This window comes from Pseudomonas sp. KCJK9016, from assembly GCF_046231795.1.
In the GTDB taxonomy this organism is placed as follows: Bacteria; Pseudomonadota; Gammaproteobacteria; order Pseudomonadales; family Pseudomonadaceae; genus Aquipseudomonas; species Aquipseudomonas bananamidigenes.
In genome coordinates, this window is the sequence record NZ_JBJJMM010000003.1 from 104,744 (window position 1) to 121,217 (window position 16,474).

General features: G+C 61.6%; 9 protein-coding genes. 4 read left to right on the forward strand and 5 right to left on the reverse strand.

Annotation, left to right across the window (positions count from 1 at the left end; genetic code table 11):
- Positions 1 to 72 precede the first annotated feature (72 nt).
- On the forward strand, positions 73 to 5,628 hold the full coding sequence (locus tag ACK6BI_RS03620) for a dermonecrotic toxin domain-containing protein (RefSeq protein ID WP_409316027.1): 5,556 nt from the start codon (positions 73 to 75) through the stop codon (positions 5,626 to 5,628).
- Positions 5,629 to 5,668: 40 nt separating this feature from the next.
- On the opposite strand, the gene metE is transcribed toward ACK6BI_RS03620, so the two are convergent.
- Positions 5,669 to 7,981 carry a 5-methyltetrahydropteroyltriglutamate--homocysteine S-methyltransferase gene (gene metE, locus ACK6BI_RS03625; RefSeq protein WP_409316028.1) on the reverse strand — a complete coding sequence of 771 codons (2,313 nt, stop codon included), beginning with the start codon at positions 7,979 to 7,981 and terminating at the stop codon, positions 5,669 to 5,671.
- 111 nt (positions 7,982 to 8,092) lie between these two features.
- On the opposite strand from metE, the gene metR reads away from it, so the two are divergent.
- Positions 8,093 to 9,010 (forward strand): transcriptional regulator MetR, encoded by a 918-nt coding sequence (metR, locus tag ACK6BI_RS03630; RefSeq protein WP_065258670.1) that lies wholly within the window; start codon positions 8,093 to 8,095, stop codon positions 9,008 to 9,010.
- Positions 9,011 to 9,032: 22 nt separating this feature from the next.
- Here the strand turns inward: metR and ACK6BI_RS03635 are convergent, their stop codons facing one another.
- Genes ACK6BI_RS03635 through ACK6BI_RS03650 form a run of 4 tightly spaced genes read right to left on the reverse strand, consistent with a single transcriptional unit; the run spans position 9,033 to position 12,050 of the window.
- Positions 9,033 to 9,533: a GNAT family N-acetyltransferase gene (locus tag ACK6BI_RS03635; protein ID WP_409316029.1), complete on the reverse strand. Its 501-nt coding sequence runs from the start codon at positions 9,531 to 9,533 to the stop codon at positions 9,033 to 9,035.
- 2 nt (positions 9,534 to 9,535) lie between these two features.
- Positions 9,536 to 10,174 carry a LysE family translocator gene (locus tag ACK6BI_RS03640; protein WP_409316030.1) on the reverse strand — a complete coding sequence of 213 codons (639 nt, stop codon included), beginning with the start codon at positions 10,172 to 10,174 and terminating at the stop codon, positions 9,536 to 9,538.
- A 23-nt stretch (positions 10,175 to 10,197) separates the two neighbouring features.
- Positions 10,198 to 10,632, reverse strand: a complete 435-nt coding sequence (locus ACK6BI_RS03645) for an NUDIX hydrolase (RefSeq protein ID WP_409316031.1) — start codon at positions 10,630 to 10,632, stop codon at positions 10,198 to 10,200.
- 56 nt (positions 10,633 to 10,688) lie between these two features.
- Positions 10,689 to 12,050: an HD domain-containing phosphohydrolase gene (locus ACK6BI_RS03650; protein ID WP_409316032.1), complete on the reverse strand. Its 1,362-nt coding sequence runs from the start codon at positions 12,048 to 12,050 to the stop codon at positions 10,689 to 10,691.
- A gap of 256 nt (positions 12,051 to 12,306) precedes the next feature.
- Here ACK6BI_RS03650 and ACK6BI_RS03655 point away from each other — a divergent pair, with 256 nt between their 5' ends.
- Both ACK6BI_RS03655 and ACK6BI_RS03660 read left to right on the forward strand, forming a co-directional pair.
- Positions 12,307 to 14,580: an EAL domain-containing protein gene (locus ACK6BI_RS03655; RefSeq protein WP_409316033.1), complete on the forward strand. Its 2,274-nt coding sequence runs from the start codon at positions 12,307 to 12,309 to the stop codon at positions 14,578 to 14,580.
- Entirely contained in the window at positions 14,577 to 16,451 is a 1,875-nt protein-coding gene (locus tag ACK6BI_RS03660; protein ID WP_409316034.1) for an EAL domain-containing protein, read from the forward strand. Before ACK6BI_RS03655 ends, ACK6BI_RS03660 begins: the two co-directional genes overlap by 4 nt.
- Positions 16,452 to 16,474 lie beyond the last annotated feature (23 nt).

Consider the following 16,474-nt stretch of genomic DNA (forward strand, 5'->3'; position numbering starts at 1 on the left):
GCTGCGGCTTTCTTCTTTCAATGATCGGCAGTTGGAGCGGATCTCCCGCTCCTCATCGCGAGCCTGCCGACCATGTCCGAAAGCCTGTTTACCGACCTCATCACGCCGGCGCCGCAAGTGTGGCCGGATTCAGAACCCTTGCCGCAGAACGTGGACAGCGCCCTGCTGCAGGACGCCACCACACGTTGGCGCAACGCCAGTCAGTCGTTGCGTGAGTTGTTGGCTGGTGTGCCTTCCATTCGCACTTCGCTGACCGATCTGCTCGAACGCGAACTGGATCTGGGAGAGTCGGGTGCAGGCCTGCGTTTTTCGGCAACAGAAGCGCACCCCGAACAATTTGTCGGGTTTGCATCACTCCTCGCGCTCATCCATCAGAGAAACCGAGCTGAATTGACACCGGACCGCCACGTTGAGGTGGTCGGTCTGGACGCAAGCCACCCGTTGAATGCCCTTGCACCACAGCAATTGCTGACGCGAATCAAAAGACTCGATCCATCGAAAGAACTCGACCGACGCTGGAGTTCATATTGGGCTGCACGCGCCCCCGGCACGCCGCTCTCGCGCCGGGAGCACGCCGCACGGTTGTACCTCGTCCATCTGGAGGCAACAGCGCAGGTCGCACTGGCTCGGCGCTCCCTGACCGTGGACCAGCTACGGCCATTGTGGCGGCTGTTGGACGACACTTCCCCTGAACCGCGTCTGGAGAATCAACCGATACACGGTGAGCGACTGGAACTGGTATTCGCCAACCAATGCCGGAGCCGTTTTCCCGGCGCATGGGTGATCAGCGTCGGCGAGCGACAATCCGCGCAACAATTGCTGTATCTGCCTCATCGACCGCTGCCCTTGCAGTCCTTCGCCAACCGCAACGACATGGAGTCATGGCTGCGCGCCCAGCCCTTCATTGCAAAGGAATTGTCAGCCTCGGGGATTCACTTTGAATACAGCGCCGGCGCTCTGCCATTGACCCACGGCATGAGTGAATGGTTGACCCGGATGCAGGAGGCTCGACTCAATGCCTTGCGCCAGAGCCCGGACGACTTGCCGGATCTGGTTGAACAGGCCATCCGGGCTCTGGTTCCGGCCGATCGCGTGGATCACCAGAACAGCAGCACCGGTGTACTGGCGTCACCTCCTCCCTTGACGACACCGACGCCTTCGTTGCACGGGGATGAATCACCTCTGTTTGGTGCACTGTTCGCCGACATTCCCTGGGAAGTGCGCCAGACGGCATTGCTGCGACAACAGAACGCGCTGCAAGCCTGGTCGAGCAGGGCCGGCGAAAAAGAGCAACGGGCGCTCGAGGATCTTCTCCAGCGTATGGAAGATGCCGAGCGCATGGCGGACGGGGCCGCTCAAGCGTTGGTCTACCGTGAACGGGTGTTGGACACCGTTGCATTCAATCGCGAGTTCACCCTGCTTCATCAGGCGCATAAAACCGCTCTGCTTGCCGAGGCCGCTCTGCAGTGCACACTCGGGCAACTGAGCGAGGTTCAATGGCGGGCACTCGAATCGATACTGGAAAACACCGGTGAAAACCAGACCGGTCCGTACGCAGCCGAAATCTCGCTGGTGCTGCACGGGCAGCCGGGTTCATCGACCCGAGAACAAACACTCGGCGGTCCGTTGGTCTTCAATCCTTCGAGGGTTCTGTCGGAGTCGAACGCGCCACACAGCCTGTTGTTGTACTGGCCCGGAACCGGCGGCGGCCTGCGACAGTTCGACAATCGCCGCGAGATGGAGCGTGAGCTGTTCAAGATTCCGGAACAGGACGCGGAGCTGACCCTGCACCTGAAGCGAATCTCCGGTGATCCCCTGCAACACGCCCTGAATCAGGTGACCCATGAGTTCGAGGAACAGGCCGGCACGCTACGGCAGCAACTCGTTCAATCAATCTCGACGCAGCGGGCCGAACGACTGGAAGCCGTGCGCCTGAAATATCGGTCTGCACTGCAGGTTCCCGTAAACGCTGCACGGCGTCTGGCCGCCAGCCACTTGCGAGAGCAACGCAGCAGCACCTCCCTGGCCAGCGTCCTGCCGGACTGGTTGAGCGATCTGTCCGGCCCTGACCGAAGCCGACTCAGGTGGCAGATCGAGGCGTACATCAAGGCCATGCAGCAGGGCCAGATGTTGATGTCGACCGCCCTGCCGCCCCGTGAGGAATTCACCCGACAGCACTTGCATGCGCGCCTGCGCAAGGACTTTTCGGTCAAAGGTCATTTCACCGTTCGACTGGACCTGCCTGACTCGGTGTCGATGGAAAAGCACACGATCAAGGCACCCGGAGCCCCCGGCACCCCCCAGAAACTCGAACTGGTTCCGAGCAAGGCGCGCAGCATGATGTCCCTCGAAGACCTGGCTCAACACAACATCGACAGAACGCCGTCGATGAGCCTGGAACCGCTGTTGCTGCGCCTGGGTTTCATGACCGTGCAAGTGAGCGCGAGCGACGAGAAAGAACGTCAGATCCTGAAAGCCGGCATCACCAGGGACTATCTGCGCAGGACCCTGCCGGAGCTGGATCTGCCCAATGCCTACGAAACCCTGATTCGCAAGGTATTCATGGGCTCGACCGATGAACCGCCGTTCGTCAATGATCATCGCCGCGAATGCCTGCTGGAGCCGTGGCGATTGATGCTCAGGCTGCAAGGCGAATGCGCTCGCCTGCAAAACCGGATCGGCGCACTGGATCAGCAGATCCTTGAGGTCGCCATCGATGCCGACACCCCGTCTGCCTGGCGCGCGAACAACCGGCAAATCGTCTTGCTGCCGGCCCTGCTCGCCTCCGGCGGCAAGGACACACCCAACCAAGGGCCGGTCACGCTGTCCGGTGTGAGCTTCATCGAGGAACAGGTCAGCGCAACGACGTTGCTGTACCTGACCGACAGTCCCGATGGGCAATGCCTGCGCCGCTATGACAGTCTGGAAGCGGCGCGCAAGGCGCTGTTCAATCTCTGTGTGCAGGAAAAATGGTCTCGCTGGCTGGCCGGTCGGGCTGTACAAGGCGATGCACAGGCCCACGAGCGGCGTATCGGTCAGGCCGTGCTCAAGCACTTTGATGCCTTGATCGGCGTGGGTGAACGCTGGCCGGCAACCACTTCACTCGCCGCGCACTTGCTCGATGCGCAAATGGGGCGGCTGATCCAGGCCCATCGCAGTACCTCTCGCTCCAATGCCGACTTGTACATGGAGCGTGCTGCGCGCAGCGGCACACATCTGTTTACCTGCATCAAAATGGCCTTGGGGCTTGTGCCGTTTGTCGGTACGGCCATCGGCCTGTATGACACCTGGAACAGCGCCAATCAGGCGGTGGCAGCTTTTTTGCGCGGTGCTGCGGGGGATGGGCTGGCCGAAATCGAAGCGTTGCTGTTGGCGCTGATCGACGCCGCGATGGATATCTTGCCCACCATAGGCGCAGCCACCGGCGCCGCTTCGCTGACCAGCACACGCCAATTGCGCAAACTGGCCGGCAGCCCCGCCGCGTTGCAGGCAAGCGCCGGGCGAAAGGCGAGACACCTGAGGGCACGATTCGCCGGCTACGAATACCCACAGCCTGTTTTCCTGAGCGGCCTGCAACCGGCCAGTGCCGGGCTGTTTCGCAATGTCTATCGACACGCTGACGGCGATTTCGTGGTACGTCAGGGACAGGTCTATAAAGTTGAACTGAGCAAGGACTCACGAGGCTGGCGCCTGGCAGGCAACGCGCAGAAAACCTACAAGCAACCGATCGCCCTGGATGAGGCGGGTAACTGGGACACTTATTTCGGCGTGTACGGAACAGCATTCGAGGGAGGCGGAGCGGGCGGCGGCAATGTCGTCGGGCATCTGGCCGATGCGCTGGATCCCATCTGGCCCGCGAGCATCCGCCAGCGATTGCCTCGCTGGTGGGGGGATCGTGTTTTTCGACGTCAACAACAATTGACCCAGATGACCGATGACCTGGCAAGGCAGATCGACAACCGATTCGCCGCAAGCTACGTCACCATCAACCGCTACAACAACGCGCCTCTCGACCAACGCCCGGCCTTGCGGGCCGCCGCCGATGCAGCCTGTATCGGCGATATCGAGTTGGCCAGCCGACGTTACCGACTGATGAACGATCTGCTGCCGCTGACCCATGGCAACAAACGACGCAAGGTCATCGAATGCATGAGCCTCGATGCCTGGAAGGTGGCCGACCGTCTTCAATTGCGCGTTCATCACATCAATCATCAGGTCAGCCCGCTGTTGGACCGGATCGACCCACTGATCGAACGCCTGATCGAGTTTCCGGGAAACTTGCTCAGCGAACACATCTCCCTTCACCGGGAAATTCGCGTATTGCGCCTGGAAATGCTGCAGAGGACTGAAGAGATCGAAAGCCTGATGCGTGATCTCAACCGCTGGTACGAACGCATCAGTCTGCCCCGTGACAAGGCCCACATACGAACCGAAGTCGAGGCTTTGAACACACGCCTGAGTGAAGGCAACCTGCTCTACCTCAGAACCGGCAGCCTGCTCGAAATCGTCCAGTGTCACGACAATCTCGGCGAAGTGTCCTGGCACTTTCTGCAAAACCAGGCACGGGATCTGCGCGCCAGAATGGATCGGGCCCTCTACACCCAGTTCAGCCTGCCAGAGACCGGCGCGACCCGGGGCCAACGCAACCAGATCCTGCAGGACTGCCTCAACACCTATGCGCAGTTCCGGCGGGCCATGACCGTATGGACGGCCAGCTACTCCCAACACTTCTACATGGATAACGTCCCGGCCCTGCTGGCGGGCATCGAAAAAATGGCCGAGCGGGCACGCAAGACACTGGAGTTGCCAACGGTTACCGCTGCCAAGGGGCGCAGCAGCAAAAAGATCTTTACCACCGAAGACAATCAGTTGCTGATCGGTGTCGAACATTGGGAGTCGACCACCCGGACGCGTCGCTATCACCTGACCGGCAAGGGCGGTGTCCAGGAGATCTGGGAACAGGGCAGCAACGGCAAGTATCACCTGCTGAATGCGCCTGCCCGACCATCGTCGCCCATGGAGCAGAATCCGGGCGCACTGCTGGCGGAGGCCCGCACCCGGCTGGAACGATTGCCTGCCTATGAGATCAAGGTAAACGCCCATGCCAGGCAGGACATGTTGCCGATCGATCTTGAGCACATGATGGTCAGCGAAGCTGACGAGCTGATTCACCGGGCCCAAAAGATCGAGCAGATCGATACGCAGAACCCGATCATCGCCACTCTGCGCGGCAAAGCCACCGAACTGCGGATCCGCGGGCGCCAAATACGCACCCGTCAGTCACTGAACAGCAAACATCCTACCGATGGCATGCTCGACGATCTGATCGGGCAGAACGCGGCGGACATCCGCAAAATCGCACCGTTGAAGAACCTTGGCAAACGCAGGGACGGCCGCATCGATTATCTGCAGGAATACGAAATCCGTGACCTGACCCAGGCACCGCCAAAACTGCTGTGGTACGCCCACTTCCACTACTCAAAGGCAACCCCCGGCTTTCACGATTTCGAAAAGGCCCATTTGAAACTACCCGAACACCGGTCTCTGACCCACGCCGACGATCCTTCCCTGCCCTATGCCGACATTGGCAAGCGCTCGTCAGTTCTGGTCCATTTCGAGAACCTGTGAAAACAGACGGGGGAGCGGCCCACTCCGCTCCCCCGTCTCATCAGGCCAGCTGACTGCGCAACTGGCGTGCCGCCGCCACCATGTTCACCAGCGCCGCTTCGGTCTCCGGCCAGGCGCGGGTTTTCAGGCCGCAATCGGGGTTGACCCACAACCGCTCTGCCGGAATCCGTTTCACGGCCTTGCTTATCAGCTTGACCATTTGCGCCGTGTCCGGCACCCGTGGCGAATGGATGTCGTAGACGCCCGGCCCGATGTCGTTCGGGTAATCGAACGCTTCGAAGGCTTCAAGCAATTCCATGTCCGAGCGCGAGGTTTCGATGGTGATCACGTCGGCGTCCATGTCGGCGATAGCCTTGATCACGTCGTTGAATTCGCTGTAGCACATGTGGGTGTGAATCTGGGTTTCATCCTTCACGCCCGAGGCCGTCAGGCGGAACGCTTCCACGGCCCAGTCGAGGTATTCCTGCCATTGCTCGCGGCGCAGCGGCAGGCCTTCGCGAAACGCCGCTTCGTCGATCTGCACGATTTTGATCCCGGCACGTTCCAGATCCGTCACCTCATCACGCAGGGCCAGCGCCAGTTGTTGCGCCTGGACCTTGCGCGACACGTCCTCGCGGGGGAACGACCACATCAGCATGGTCACCGGGCCGGTGAGCATGCCTTTCATGACCTTGTCGGTCAGGCTCTGGGCGTAGGTGATCCAGTCCACGGTCATGGCGTTCGGGCGGCTCAGGTCACCGTATATCACAGCGGGCTTCACGCAGCGCGAGCCATAGCTCTGAACCCAGCCGAAACGGGTGAACAGGTAGCCGTCCAGTTGCTCGGCGAAGTACTCGACCATGTCGTTGCGCTCGGCTTCACCGTGCACCAGCACATCCAGGCCCAGACGTTCCTGGACTTGCACCGCGTGGCGAATTTCGCTGCGCATGGCGTCATGGTAGTCGTTGGCCGACAGCTTGCCTTGCCTGAACGCCTGACGGGCCAGACGAATCGAGCCGGTCTGCGGGAACGAGCCGATGGTGGTGGTCGGAAACGTCGGCAACTTCAAACGTGCCTGTTGCGCGACGATGCGTTTGGCGAACGGCGACTGGCGTTGGCTGTCGCCGGCATTGATCGCTTCGATCCGCGCCTGTACTTCAGCCTTGTGGATACGCGGCGAGCGGGCACGGCTTTCCTGAATGGCGCGGCTTTGCGCCAGAGCGCTTTGCACTTTCGGCGCTTGTGGATCGTTCAACGCATCACGCAGCACGGCGATTTCGCTGCACTTCTGCACGGCGAAGGCCAGCCAGCTTTTCAGTTCCGGATCGAGCTTGTCTTCACGCTCGACATCCACCGGGCTGTGCAGCAACGAACAGGAACTGCTGACCCACAGGTTGTCGCCGAAACGCTCCTGAGCCGGTTGCAACTGCGCCAGTGCCTGTTCCAGTTCGCAGCGCCAGACATTGCGACCATTGACCAGCCCCACCGAGAGGATCTTGTAGGTCGGCAGCCGATCCAGCACCTGGCCAAGTTGCTCCGGTGCGCGCACGGCATCGATGTGCAGGCCTTGCACCGGCAGGCCGACGGCGAGGCCAAGGTTGTCTTGAAGGCCACTGAAATAGGTCGCCACCAGCTTCTTCAACGGCGAATACTGAAGGATGTGATAGGCGCGTTCGAAGGCGTTTTTCCACGCTTGCGGCAGATCGAGGGTGAGGATCGGTTCGTCGATCTGCACCCACTCCACGTCTTGTGCAGCAAGGCGACCGAGGATTTCGTTGTACACCGGCAGCAGGCGCTCCAGCAGGTCGAGCTTGTCGAAGTCATTACCTTTCGCCTTGCCCAGCCACAGATAAGTCAACGGGCCGATGATCACCGGTTTGACGTTGTGCCCCAGCACTTTGGCTTCTTCGACTTCATCGAACAGCTGTTCCCAGCTCAGCTTGAACTGTTGATCAGCGGTGAATTCCGGGACCAGGTAGTGGTAATTGGTGTCGAACCACTTGGTCAGCTCCTGTGCGTATTGAGTCTTGGCGGGCTCGCCGCCGCAGCAGGACGTCGTGGCACCACGGGCCATGGCAAACAGAGTGTCGAGGGTCGGCAGACCGCGTTCGTCGCGCACACCGTTGAAGCGCTCGGGAATCACACCGAAGGTCAGCGAGTGGGTCAGCACCTGGTCGTACCAGGCGAAATCGCCGACCGGCAACAGCTCGATGCCGGTGTCCTTCTGCAGTTGCCAGTGCCTGGCGCGCAGCTCGCGGCCGACCTGATTCAGGGCCGGCTGATCGAGATCGCCCTTCCAATAGGCCTCCAGGGCTTTTTTCAGTTCGCGGTCGGCGCCGATGCGCGGGAAACCAAGGGTGTGGGCCACGGCCATGTCGAGTGTTCTCCATTGGGTAAAAGATGGCGCCATTGTCGACAGCCAGGACAACATGAGACAAACTCAACCTTTTCGTGTTGATCACAAATTTCCCTCATGGAGCCAGTGGTGCTTGAAATCCGTCACCTGAAAACCCTGCATGCCCTGCGCGAAGCCGACAGCCTGGTGGATGCAGCCGATCGCCTGCACCTGACCCAGTCGGCGCTGTCCCACCAGTTCAAGGAACTGGAAGAACGCATGGGCATGCCGTTGTTCGTGCGCAAGACCAAACCGGTGCGGTTCACCAGCGCCGGCCTGCGCCTGCTGCAACTGGCCGACGCGACCCTGCCGCTGCTGCGCGCCGCCGAACGGGACATCGGGCGTCTGGCCGGGGGCACCGCCGGGCGTCTGCACATGGCCATCGAATGCCACAGTTGCTTTCAGTGGCTGATGCCGACCATCGACCAGTTCCGTGATGCGTGGCCGGAAGTCGAACTCGACCTGGCCTCGGGTTTCTCCTTCGCCCCGCTGCCGGCCCTGGCCCGGGGCGATCTGGACCTGGTGGTGACCTCCGACCCGCTGGAAATCGCCGGCATCACCTATGTGCCGCTGTTCACCTACGAGGCGATGCTCGCAGTGGCCAACCAGCATGCCTTGGCGAGCAAGCCCTACATTGTTCCCGAAGACCTGCTGAGCGAGACCCTGATCACCTATCCGGTCGAGCGCGACCGGCTGGACATTTTCACCCGTTTCCTCGAACCCGCCGACATCGAGCCCGCGCAAGTGCGCACTTCAGAACTGACGGTCATGATGATGCAACTGGTGGCCAGCGGCCGGGGCGTGTGCGGCATGCCGCACTGGGCACTGCATGAATACAGTTCGCGGGGCTACGTGAAGGCCAAGCGGCTGGGGGAGAAAGGCCTGTTCGCGACCCTGTACGCGGCGATCCGTGCCGACATGCTGGACGCGCCTTACATGCGCGACTTCCTGCTGACGGCCAAGGACACCTCGTTCTCGACACTGGATGGGGTCAGCGCGGCTCGTTGACGGTTCCACAGGGTCATGGGTGTTATCGAAGTTCGCGCCACATATGGATCTTGTCGAAGTAATCCTCGCCGACCCGCACCGCCATCGGTTCCAGACCGAACTGGATGAAGCCGCAGCGCTGGTACAGATTGAACGCCGCGTCATTGCCGGCGGTGACGGTCAGTTGAATGACTTTCAGCGCCGGATGCTGCTGCGCTTCGTCCAGCACCGCCTCCATCAGTTTCAGGCCCAATCCTTGCTGACGGAACTCGGCCGACACATACATACCGAAGACCGTTGCCTTGTGCCGGGCCTTTTCCCGAGGTTCGAACGCCAGACCGACGATCCCCGCCAACCGACCGGCTTCGAACGCACCGAACACCACGTCGAGCTTGCCGGTCAGGCGCGATTCCCACCAGCTCAGCGGCATCGCTGCCCGCTCGCGCACACTGGAAGTGAACGCCTGCGGATGCCGGTCGTAAGCCTCCAGCATCAACTCCCGATAGGCCAGCGCATGGCTGGCGTCGAGCCGCTCGATCCACATGTTCAGGCTGCCTTGCGTTGCTCAAGCATCAGTCGCACCGCCAGACCGCCGAGTACAAAACCCATGAAATAGCGCTGCGCCGCCAGCCAGGTCGGGTTGCTGGCGAACCACGAGGCGATTCCCGCCGCCGACAGGGCGATCAGCAGGTTGACGCTGAAGCTGACGCTGATCTGGGTCAGGCCGAGAATGATGCTCTGACTGAACACCGAGCCGTGCTCCGGGGTAATGAACTGTGGGAAAACCGAAAGATAGAACACCGCGATCTTCGGGTTCAGGGCGCTGGTGAGAAAACCCATGGTGATCAGTTTGCGCGAGGAGTCCGCCGGTAGCGCCTGCACTTCGAACGGCGAGCGTGCGCCGGGTTTCACCGCTTGCCAGGCCAGCCACAGCAGGTACAGCGCACCGGCCCACTTCAGCACTTCATAGGCCATCGGCACCGCAAGAAACACCGCCGTCAGACCGGCCGCCGCCGCAAACATATGCACGAAGAACCCGGCCACCACTCCCAGCAGCGACGTGACCCCGGCCTTGCGTCCCTGACAGATCGAACGGGAAATCAGGTAGATCATGTTCGGCCCCGGCGTCAGGACCATCAGCAGTGCCGCGGCGGCAAAAATCAACAGGTCCGGCAACGGGATCATGGCGAAGTCCTTGGCGTGAATGATCAGGCGGTCGCAGTCAGCGAGGCTCGATGGAACGGCAGGATCAGGTCCCGTGTCAACGGGGCGAGAACCACATCGCCGTCGATGGCCGGGTCGATCCAGATCACCTCTTCGATCTCGGCCGCCGGCGACACTTCAGCGTCGATGTGCAGTTGAAAGATATCGGCCTGCACGACAAACCCCGGCTCGTTGGCGGCCGGTGCCGAAAACTGCCCGAGAAAACTCGCCTGCGCCGGATCGATCACCAGCCCCAGCTCTTCCTCCAGCTCACGGGCCAGGGCATGCACCGGCAACTCGTGAGGCTCGATCTTGCCGCCGGGCTGCATGAACGCCGTGGTGCCACGCTTGCGCACCAGCAGGGTCCGGCCATCGGGGCCGATCAGCAAGGCGGCGGCAATGCGAATGATGCGTGGGGTTACAGTCGATGCAGAAGTCATGGGTCAGTCACTGGCGTCGATAAAACCGCAAGGATCCCATGCCGATGACAGCGACGTCATCCACCCCGGGCTTCGAGCGCCGGTTCCAGGTCGTCCGGGACCTTGACGAACACCTTGTACCTTGCACCTTCCATGGCTTCGAAGCTGATCAGTTTGTCCACCAGCAGAGCGCTCAAGACCTTGCCTGCATTGAGCAGCAACATGCCGTTGTCGGCATTGAGATTGCGCGCCAGGATCATCCCCGCCGCCAGTTCCCGTGTGCCCAGCACCTTGACGTTCGGGTCGGCCAGCACGACATCGTTGAGGAACGCCGCGCAGACCTGGATGAAGTCTTCGATCAGGTCAGGATCGTACAACCTGCCGGCGTACTGGCGCAGGTACAGCAAGGCTTCGTCGCTGTTCATCTGCCGCTCCAGAATCAGCCCGCGCTGCAACTCGACGAAATCCACCGCCAGCTTCAACAGGCGCGAGCCGAAAGGGATGGCCTCGCCCTTGAGCCGGTCGGGAAAACCGCTGCCGTCCCAGCGCTCCTGATGATGCAGGATCAGACGCGCCGCATCCTTCATCGGATCGAGGGTCATCAGCAGCGACTCGCTCTGTTTCGGGTAGGCCCGATAACGGTCGCGGTCAGTGCTGTGCAGCAGGTCGGAAGGCGTGGTCATCATGCCGTCGGTCCAGCTCAGCTTGCCGATGTTGTACAGCGCCGCAGCCATGGTCAGGTCGCGGCTGGCAGCTTCGTCCAGGCCATGCGCCTTGCAGTAGGCGCGCACCAGTTCGATGATCTGCCGGTTGGTCTGCTTGGCCGGGGGCAGGCGCAGATTGGCCAGCAGCGAGAACACTTCGGTGCCGGTCACGTAACTGTGCTTGAGCTCCTCGTAGGCCAGGTCGAGCATGTCGGCGGTCTGCTGCAGTTCGGCGGTGCGGGCGGCGACATGTTTTTCCAGGGTGCTGTTGAGCAACCTCAATTGTTCGTTCTGTACCTGTGTCAGTTGTTCCAGGCGCTGGCGCTCACGCTCCAGATGCTGGTGTTCCAGCGCCTGGCGCAGAACCAGGAGCATTTCCTCATCGTTCCAGGGTTTGCTGATGTAACGGTCGATCTGGCCTTCATTGATGGCCTTGATGATCGCCGACGGGTCGGCATAGCCGGTGAGCATGATCCGCGTGGTCGCCGGATAGAGCCGGTGAACCTGAGCCAGCAGCGTGGCGCCATCCATGTTGGGCATCCGCGCGTCGCTCATCACCAGATCGACCGGGCGTTGCGCCAGTATTTCCAGCGCCTGGGCACCGCTGGTGGCAAGCAAGACGTCGTAAGGCTGGCCACGCAGCAGACGACGCAGGCTGTTGAGGATCGGTTCCTCGTCATCGACGAGCAGAACCGCAGGTCGTCGGGCCGAAGTCGGGACGGGTTGCTCTTCCATGGCGAGGCCTCGCGCAAAACGGTGGATAAGGATGACGCACCGACAGACCGCCCCGCTTGCCCGCGCCTGCATGAAAGGCTAGATGATTTTTCGCGGCGGACCTGTAAATCCTCGTTTACAACACGGCAGGCGAAGTCGCGTCCGGACAACTATGCTCAAGTCACCGAACAACACCATCGGCCAGTGCGCAGGCTTGAAGTGAGGGGAAAAGGATGCTCCCGATGACGAAAGTGCGTGAACCCGCAGGCATCGCGTCATGAGCGCACAGCCCGGCCCGGTCAATCGCCGTGTGCTGATCGTCGACGATACGCCGTCGATCCACGACGATTATGCAAAAATCCTCAAACCATCCAGCGTTGCGGACGGCAATCTGGACGAAACCGAGAGCCTGCTGTTCGGCACCCCGTCCAGCGCGGCGGACTCATCCATAGCCCCCTTTGAACTGGACTCGGCCTTTCAGGGCCGGGAAGCGCTGGACAAGACCGAAGCCGCCCTGGCCGCCGTTCGTCCCTATGCCATGGCTTTCATCGACATGCGCATGCCGCCGGGTTGGGATGGCCTGGAAACCATCGAGCGGCTCTGGCAGGTCGATCCCAAGCTGCAAGTGGTTCTGTGCACCGCCTATTCCGATCATGCACTCGAAGAGATCGACCGCAGGCTGCCCTTGAACGATCGCCTGCTGATCCTGAAAAAGCCGTTCGATGCGATCGAAATCCGTCAGATGGCCAGTGCCCTGACCGTCAAATGGCAAATGACCGAAGACGCCGCGCTGAAGATGAATCTGCTGGAGCAGGCTGTGCAGGAACGCACGCGCGAGCTGTCCGATGCCAACATCATCGTGCAGAACAGCCCGACCATCCTCTACCGGCTGCGCGGCGAGCCGTCGTTTCCGCTGATGTACATGTCCCACAACATCACCCGCTACGGGCACGCGGCGGCCGATCTGGTGGGGGTGCAAAACTGGGCGCGAAAGCTGATCCACCCCGACGATCAGGCCAGTGTCGACGCCGCCATGGCCCGGGTGCTGGAGCGCGATGCCGTGGGCGCTTCGATCGAGTTTCGCCTGCGCACCGGTGACGGCTCCTGGCGCTGGGTGGAGAACCGCTACGTGCCGGTGCGTGATCAGGATGGCCGCCTGCTGGAAGTCGAAGGGATCATCCTCGACATCACCGAACGCCGGTTGGCCGAGGAGAAAATGGCCCATCTGGCCCGCACGGACGGCCTCACCGGGCTGGCCAACCGTGCCACGCTGATCGAGCGCCTGCACCAGGCCTTTGCCGCTGCCCGCCGGGGAGCGGCGCCCTTCGCGGTGTTCTATCTGGATCTGGATCACTTCAAACGGATCAACGACACCCTCGGTCATCCGGTCGGCGATCTGCTTTTGCAGGAGGTGGCGCGGCGGATCAAGTCCAACGTTCGGGAAAACGACGTGGTGGCGCGCCTGGGGGGCGATGAATTCGCGATCCTGCAACTGGACGTCAGTGATCCGACCCAGTCCGCCGCCATTGCTGCCAAGATCCGCGATGCGCTGCTGGAGCCTTATCACCTGGCGGGCAACGCCGTGCACATCTCCGTCAGTATCGGCATCTGCCTTTACCGCTCCGCCAGTCTGGATGCGGACAGTCTGCTGGCCGGCGCCGACATGGCGCTGTACCGCGCCAAAGAGACGGGGCGCAACCAGTATCAGTTCTATTCCGAGGAAATCACCCGGGAAGTGGCCGAACGCATGACCCTGACCGAGGAACTGCTGACGGCCCTCACCGGGGGTGGCCTGAAACTCGACTACCTGCCGGAAGTGGACCTGCACAGCGGCAGGATTCTGGGCATGGCCGCGCAGGTCAGCTGGCAGCATCCCAGGCTCGGCCTGCTGCCGGCATCGGCCTTCGTGCCGGCGGCGGAAAAGACCGGCGCGATCATTCCACTGGGGCGCTGGATCCTGAATCAGGCCTGCTGGCAGATGCGCCAGTGGCAGAACGAGGGCGTGGCACCGCCGGTGATGGCGATCAAGATTTCCCTGGCGCAGCTCAAGAGCGGGCCCGAACTCATCTATGACGTGCTGCGCATCGCGGCCCGCTGGGAGCTGGCGCCATGGGATCTGCGCTTCGATGTCACCGAAGCCACACTGGCCCAGACCCAATGGACCCACAACGATGCGCTGCCACGCCTGCGCGAACTGGGTGTGACCATCGCCATCGATGACTTCGGCACTGAATATTCATCGTTCGATTACCTGAAGACCTACCGGGTCAATCACCTCAAGCTTTCCCAATCCCTGATCGACAATGCGGCCCAGGACGATGAGGGGGCCAGCAGATTGCGGGCGATCGTCAATTTCGCCCGGGATCTGGCGATCGACATCAGCGCCGAGGGCATCCAGTCTTCGGATCAGGGCGCGCTCCTTGCATCCAGCGCAACGTTGAAAAACGTACAGGGCTTGTGCCTCAGTGCAGCCGTCAGTCCCGAGCAGGCAGCCCGCTTGTTGAAGGCCGGGAGCGCGAGCACCCCGTTTCCCGGGGAGGACGACGGATGAAAGCGCCTTTTCCCCAGACCAACCGGCGGATCCTGATCGTCGACGACACGCCGGCGATCCATGCCGACTTCCGCAAGATCCTCTGTCCCGACACCGAGAGCGACAAGGATCTGAGCGGCCTCGAACAGACGCTCTTCGGCACACGGCAAACGCCGCACCTGACCTTCCAGCTCGACTCGGCCTACCAGGGGCAGGAAGCCCTGAAACTGGTGCAGGACGCGCTGAACGAAGGCCGTCCCTATGCCCTGGCCTTCACCGACATGCGCATGCCCCCAGGCTGGGACGGCCTGGAAACTGTCGAAAAACTCTGGGCGATCGATCCGAACCTGCAAATCGCCCTGTGCACCGCCTACTCCGACTACAGCTGGGAGGCCATGGCCGAACGCCTGGAATTCGGCGATCAACTGCTGATCCTGAAAAAACCGTTCGATTCACTGGAAATCCGCCAGATGGCCAATGCCCTGACCTGGAAATGGCAGTTGGCCCAGGACGCCGCACTGAAAATGCTCAACCTCGAAAAAACCATCGAGGCGCGGGTGCATGAATTGCTCAAGGTCTCGCACCTGCTGCAATACGACAGCCTCACAGGCCTGCCCAACAGCACCTTGCTGGGGGACCGCCTGAGTCAGTCGCTGGCGGTCTGCCGGCGTCACGACAAACAACTGGTGGTGATGTTTCTCGGCATGGATCGCTTCAAGCGTATCAACAATGCGCTGGGGCACCCCGCTGGCGACGAAATGCTCAAACGGGTCGGCCAGCAACTGTTGAACACCGTGCGCGAATCCGACTCGGTGTTTCGCTACGGCTCCGACGAGTTCGTGGTGATTCTCAGCGACATCGATCACCCCCACCAGACTCACGGCATCGCCGAAAAACTGCTGGCGGCCATCCGTATTCCGCAAACGATCCTCGGCCATGACCTCAGCGTCACCGCCAGCCTGGGCATCAGCCTCTATCCCGACGACGGTCTGGAGGCCATCGAGCTGATCAAAAAAGCTGAAACGGCCATGCGCAGCGCCAAGGAAAACGGCCCGAACGAGATCAGCTTCTTCATCGAAGCCATGAACCAGCGCGCCAGGGAACAGCAAGGTATCGAAACAGGCATTCGTCAGGCGCTGCAACGGCACGAATTTGTCCTGCACTATCAGCCGAAAATCGATCTGGCCAGCGGTCGCGTGGTGGGTGCCGAAGCCTTGGTGCGCTGGCAGAAGCCGGGACAAGGCTGGGTGTTTCCGTCAGAGTTCATCCCCGTGGCCGAAGACAGCGGCCTGATCGTGCCATTGAGCAAGTGGGTGCTGGGAGAGGCGTGTCGACAGACCCGTGAATGGCAGACAGCGGGCTTGCCGCCGATCCGCATGTCGGTCAATACCTCGGCCATCGACTTTCGCCAGCGCCTTTTCGTCGAGGGCATCGAACAGGTGCTGGCACAGACCGGGCTGGATCCCCGTCTGCTGGAGCTGGAAATCACCGAAAGCGTACTGATGCAGAACGTCGACGCCACCATGCGCGCTCTGAATCGCTTGAAAGTGCTGGGCGTCAGGCTGGCCATCGATGACTTCGGCACCGGATATTCCAGCCTGAGTTATCTGCGACGCTTCCCCATCGATGTCCTGAAGATCGATCAGTCGTTCATTCGCGGCCTGAGCCATGACAGCAACGACGCCGCGCTGGTCGGCGCGATCATCAGCCTGGGCAAGAGCCTGAACCTGAACGTCATCGCCGAAGGCGTGGAGACCGCACAACAGCTGGCCTTTCTCAGAGCGCACCATTGCGAGGAGGGCCAGGGCTTTCACTTCAGCAAAGCCCTGCCGGCGGATGCTTTCGCCCGCCTGCTGGTTGCCGGCTTGCCCGGCCCATGGAGCGCGACATGAACACGCCGGCGACGTACCGGTCA

Coding starts and splice junctions, on each gene's coding strand:
- metE (WP_409316028.1), bottom strand. CDS start 7,981: ATGGCCGTGGCCCACACCCTTGGTTTCCCGCGCATCGGCGCCGACCGC.
- ACK6BI_RS03650 (WP_409316032.1), bottom strand. CDS start 12,050: ATGGAAGAGCAACCCGTCCCGACTTCGGCCCGACGACCTGCGGTTCTG.
- ACK6BI_RS03635 (WP_409316029.1), bottom strand. CDS start 9,533: ATGTGGATCGAGCGGCTCGACGCCAGCCATGCGCTGGCCTATCGGGAG.
- ACK6BI_RS03655 (WP_409316033.1), top strand. CDS start 12,307: ATGAGCGCACAGCCCGGCCCGGTCAATCGCCGTGTGCTGATCGTCGAC.
- ACK6BI_RS03645 (WP_409316031.1), bottom strand. CDS start 10,632: ATGACTTCTGCATCGACTGTAACCCCACGCATCATTCGCATTGCCGCC.
- ACK6BI_RS03620 (WP_409316027.1), top strand. CDS start 73: ATGTCCGAAAGCCTGTTTACCGACCTCATCACGCCGGCGCCGCAAGTG.
- ACK6BI_RS03660 (WP_409316034.1), top strand. CDS start 14,577: ATGAAAGCGCCTTTTCCCCAGACCAACCGGCGGATCCTGATCGTCGAC.
- ACK6BI_RS03640 (WP_409316030.1), bottom strand. CDS start 10,174: ATGATCCCGTTGCCGGACCTGTTGATTTTTGCCGCCGCGGCACTGCTG.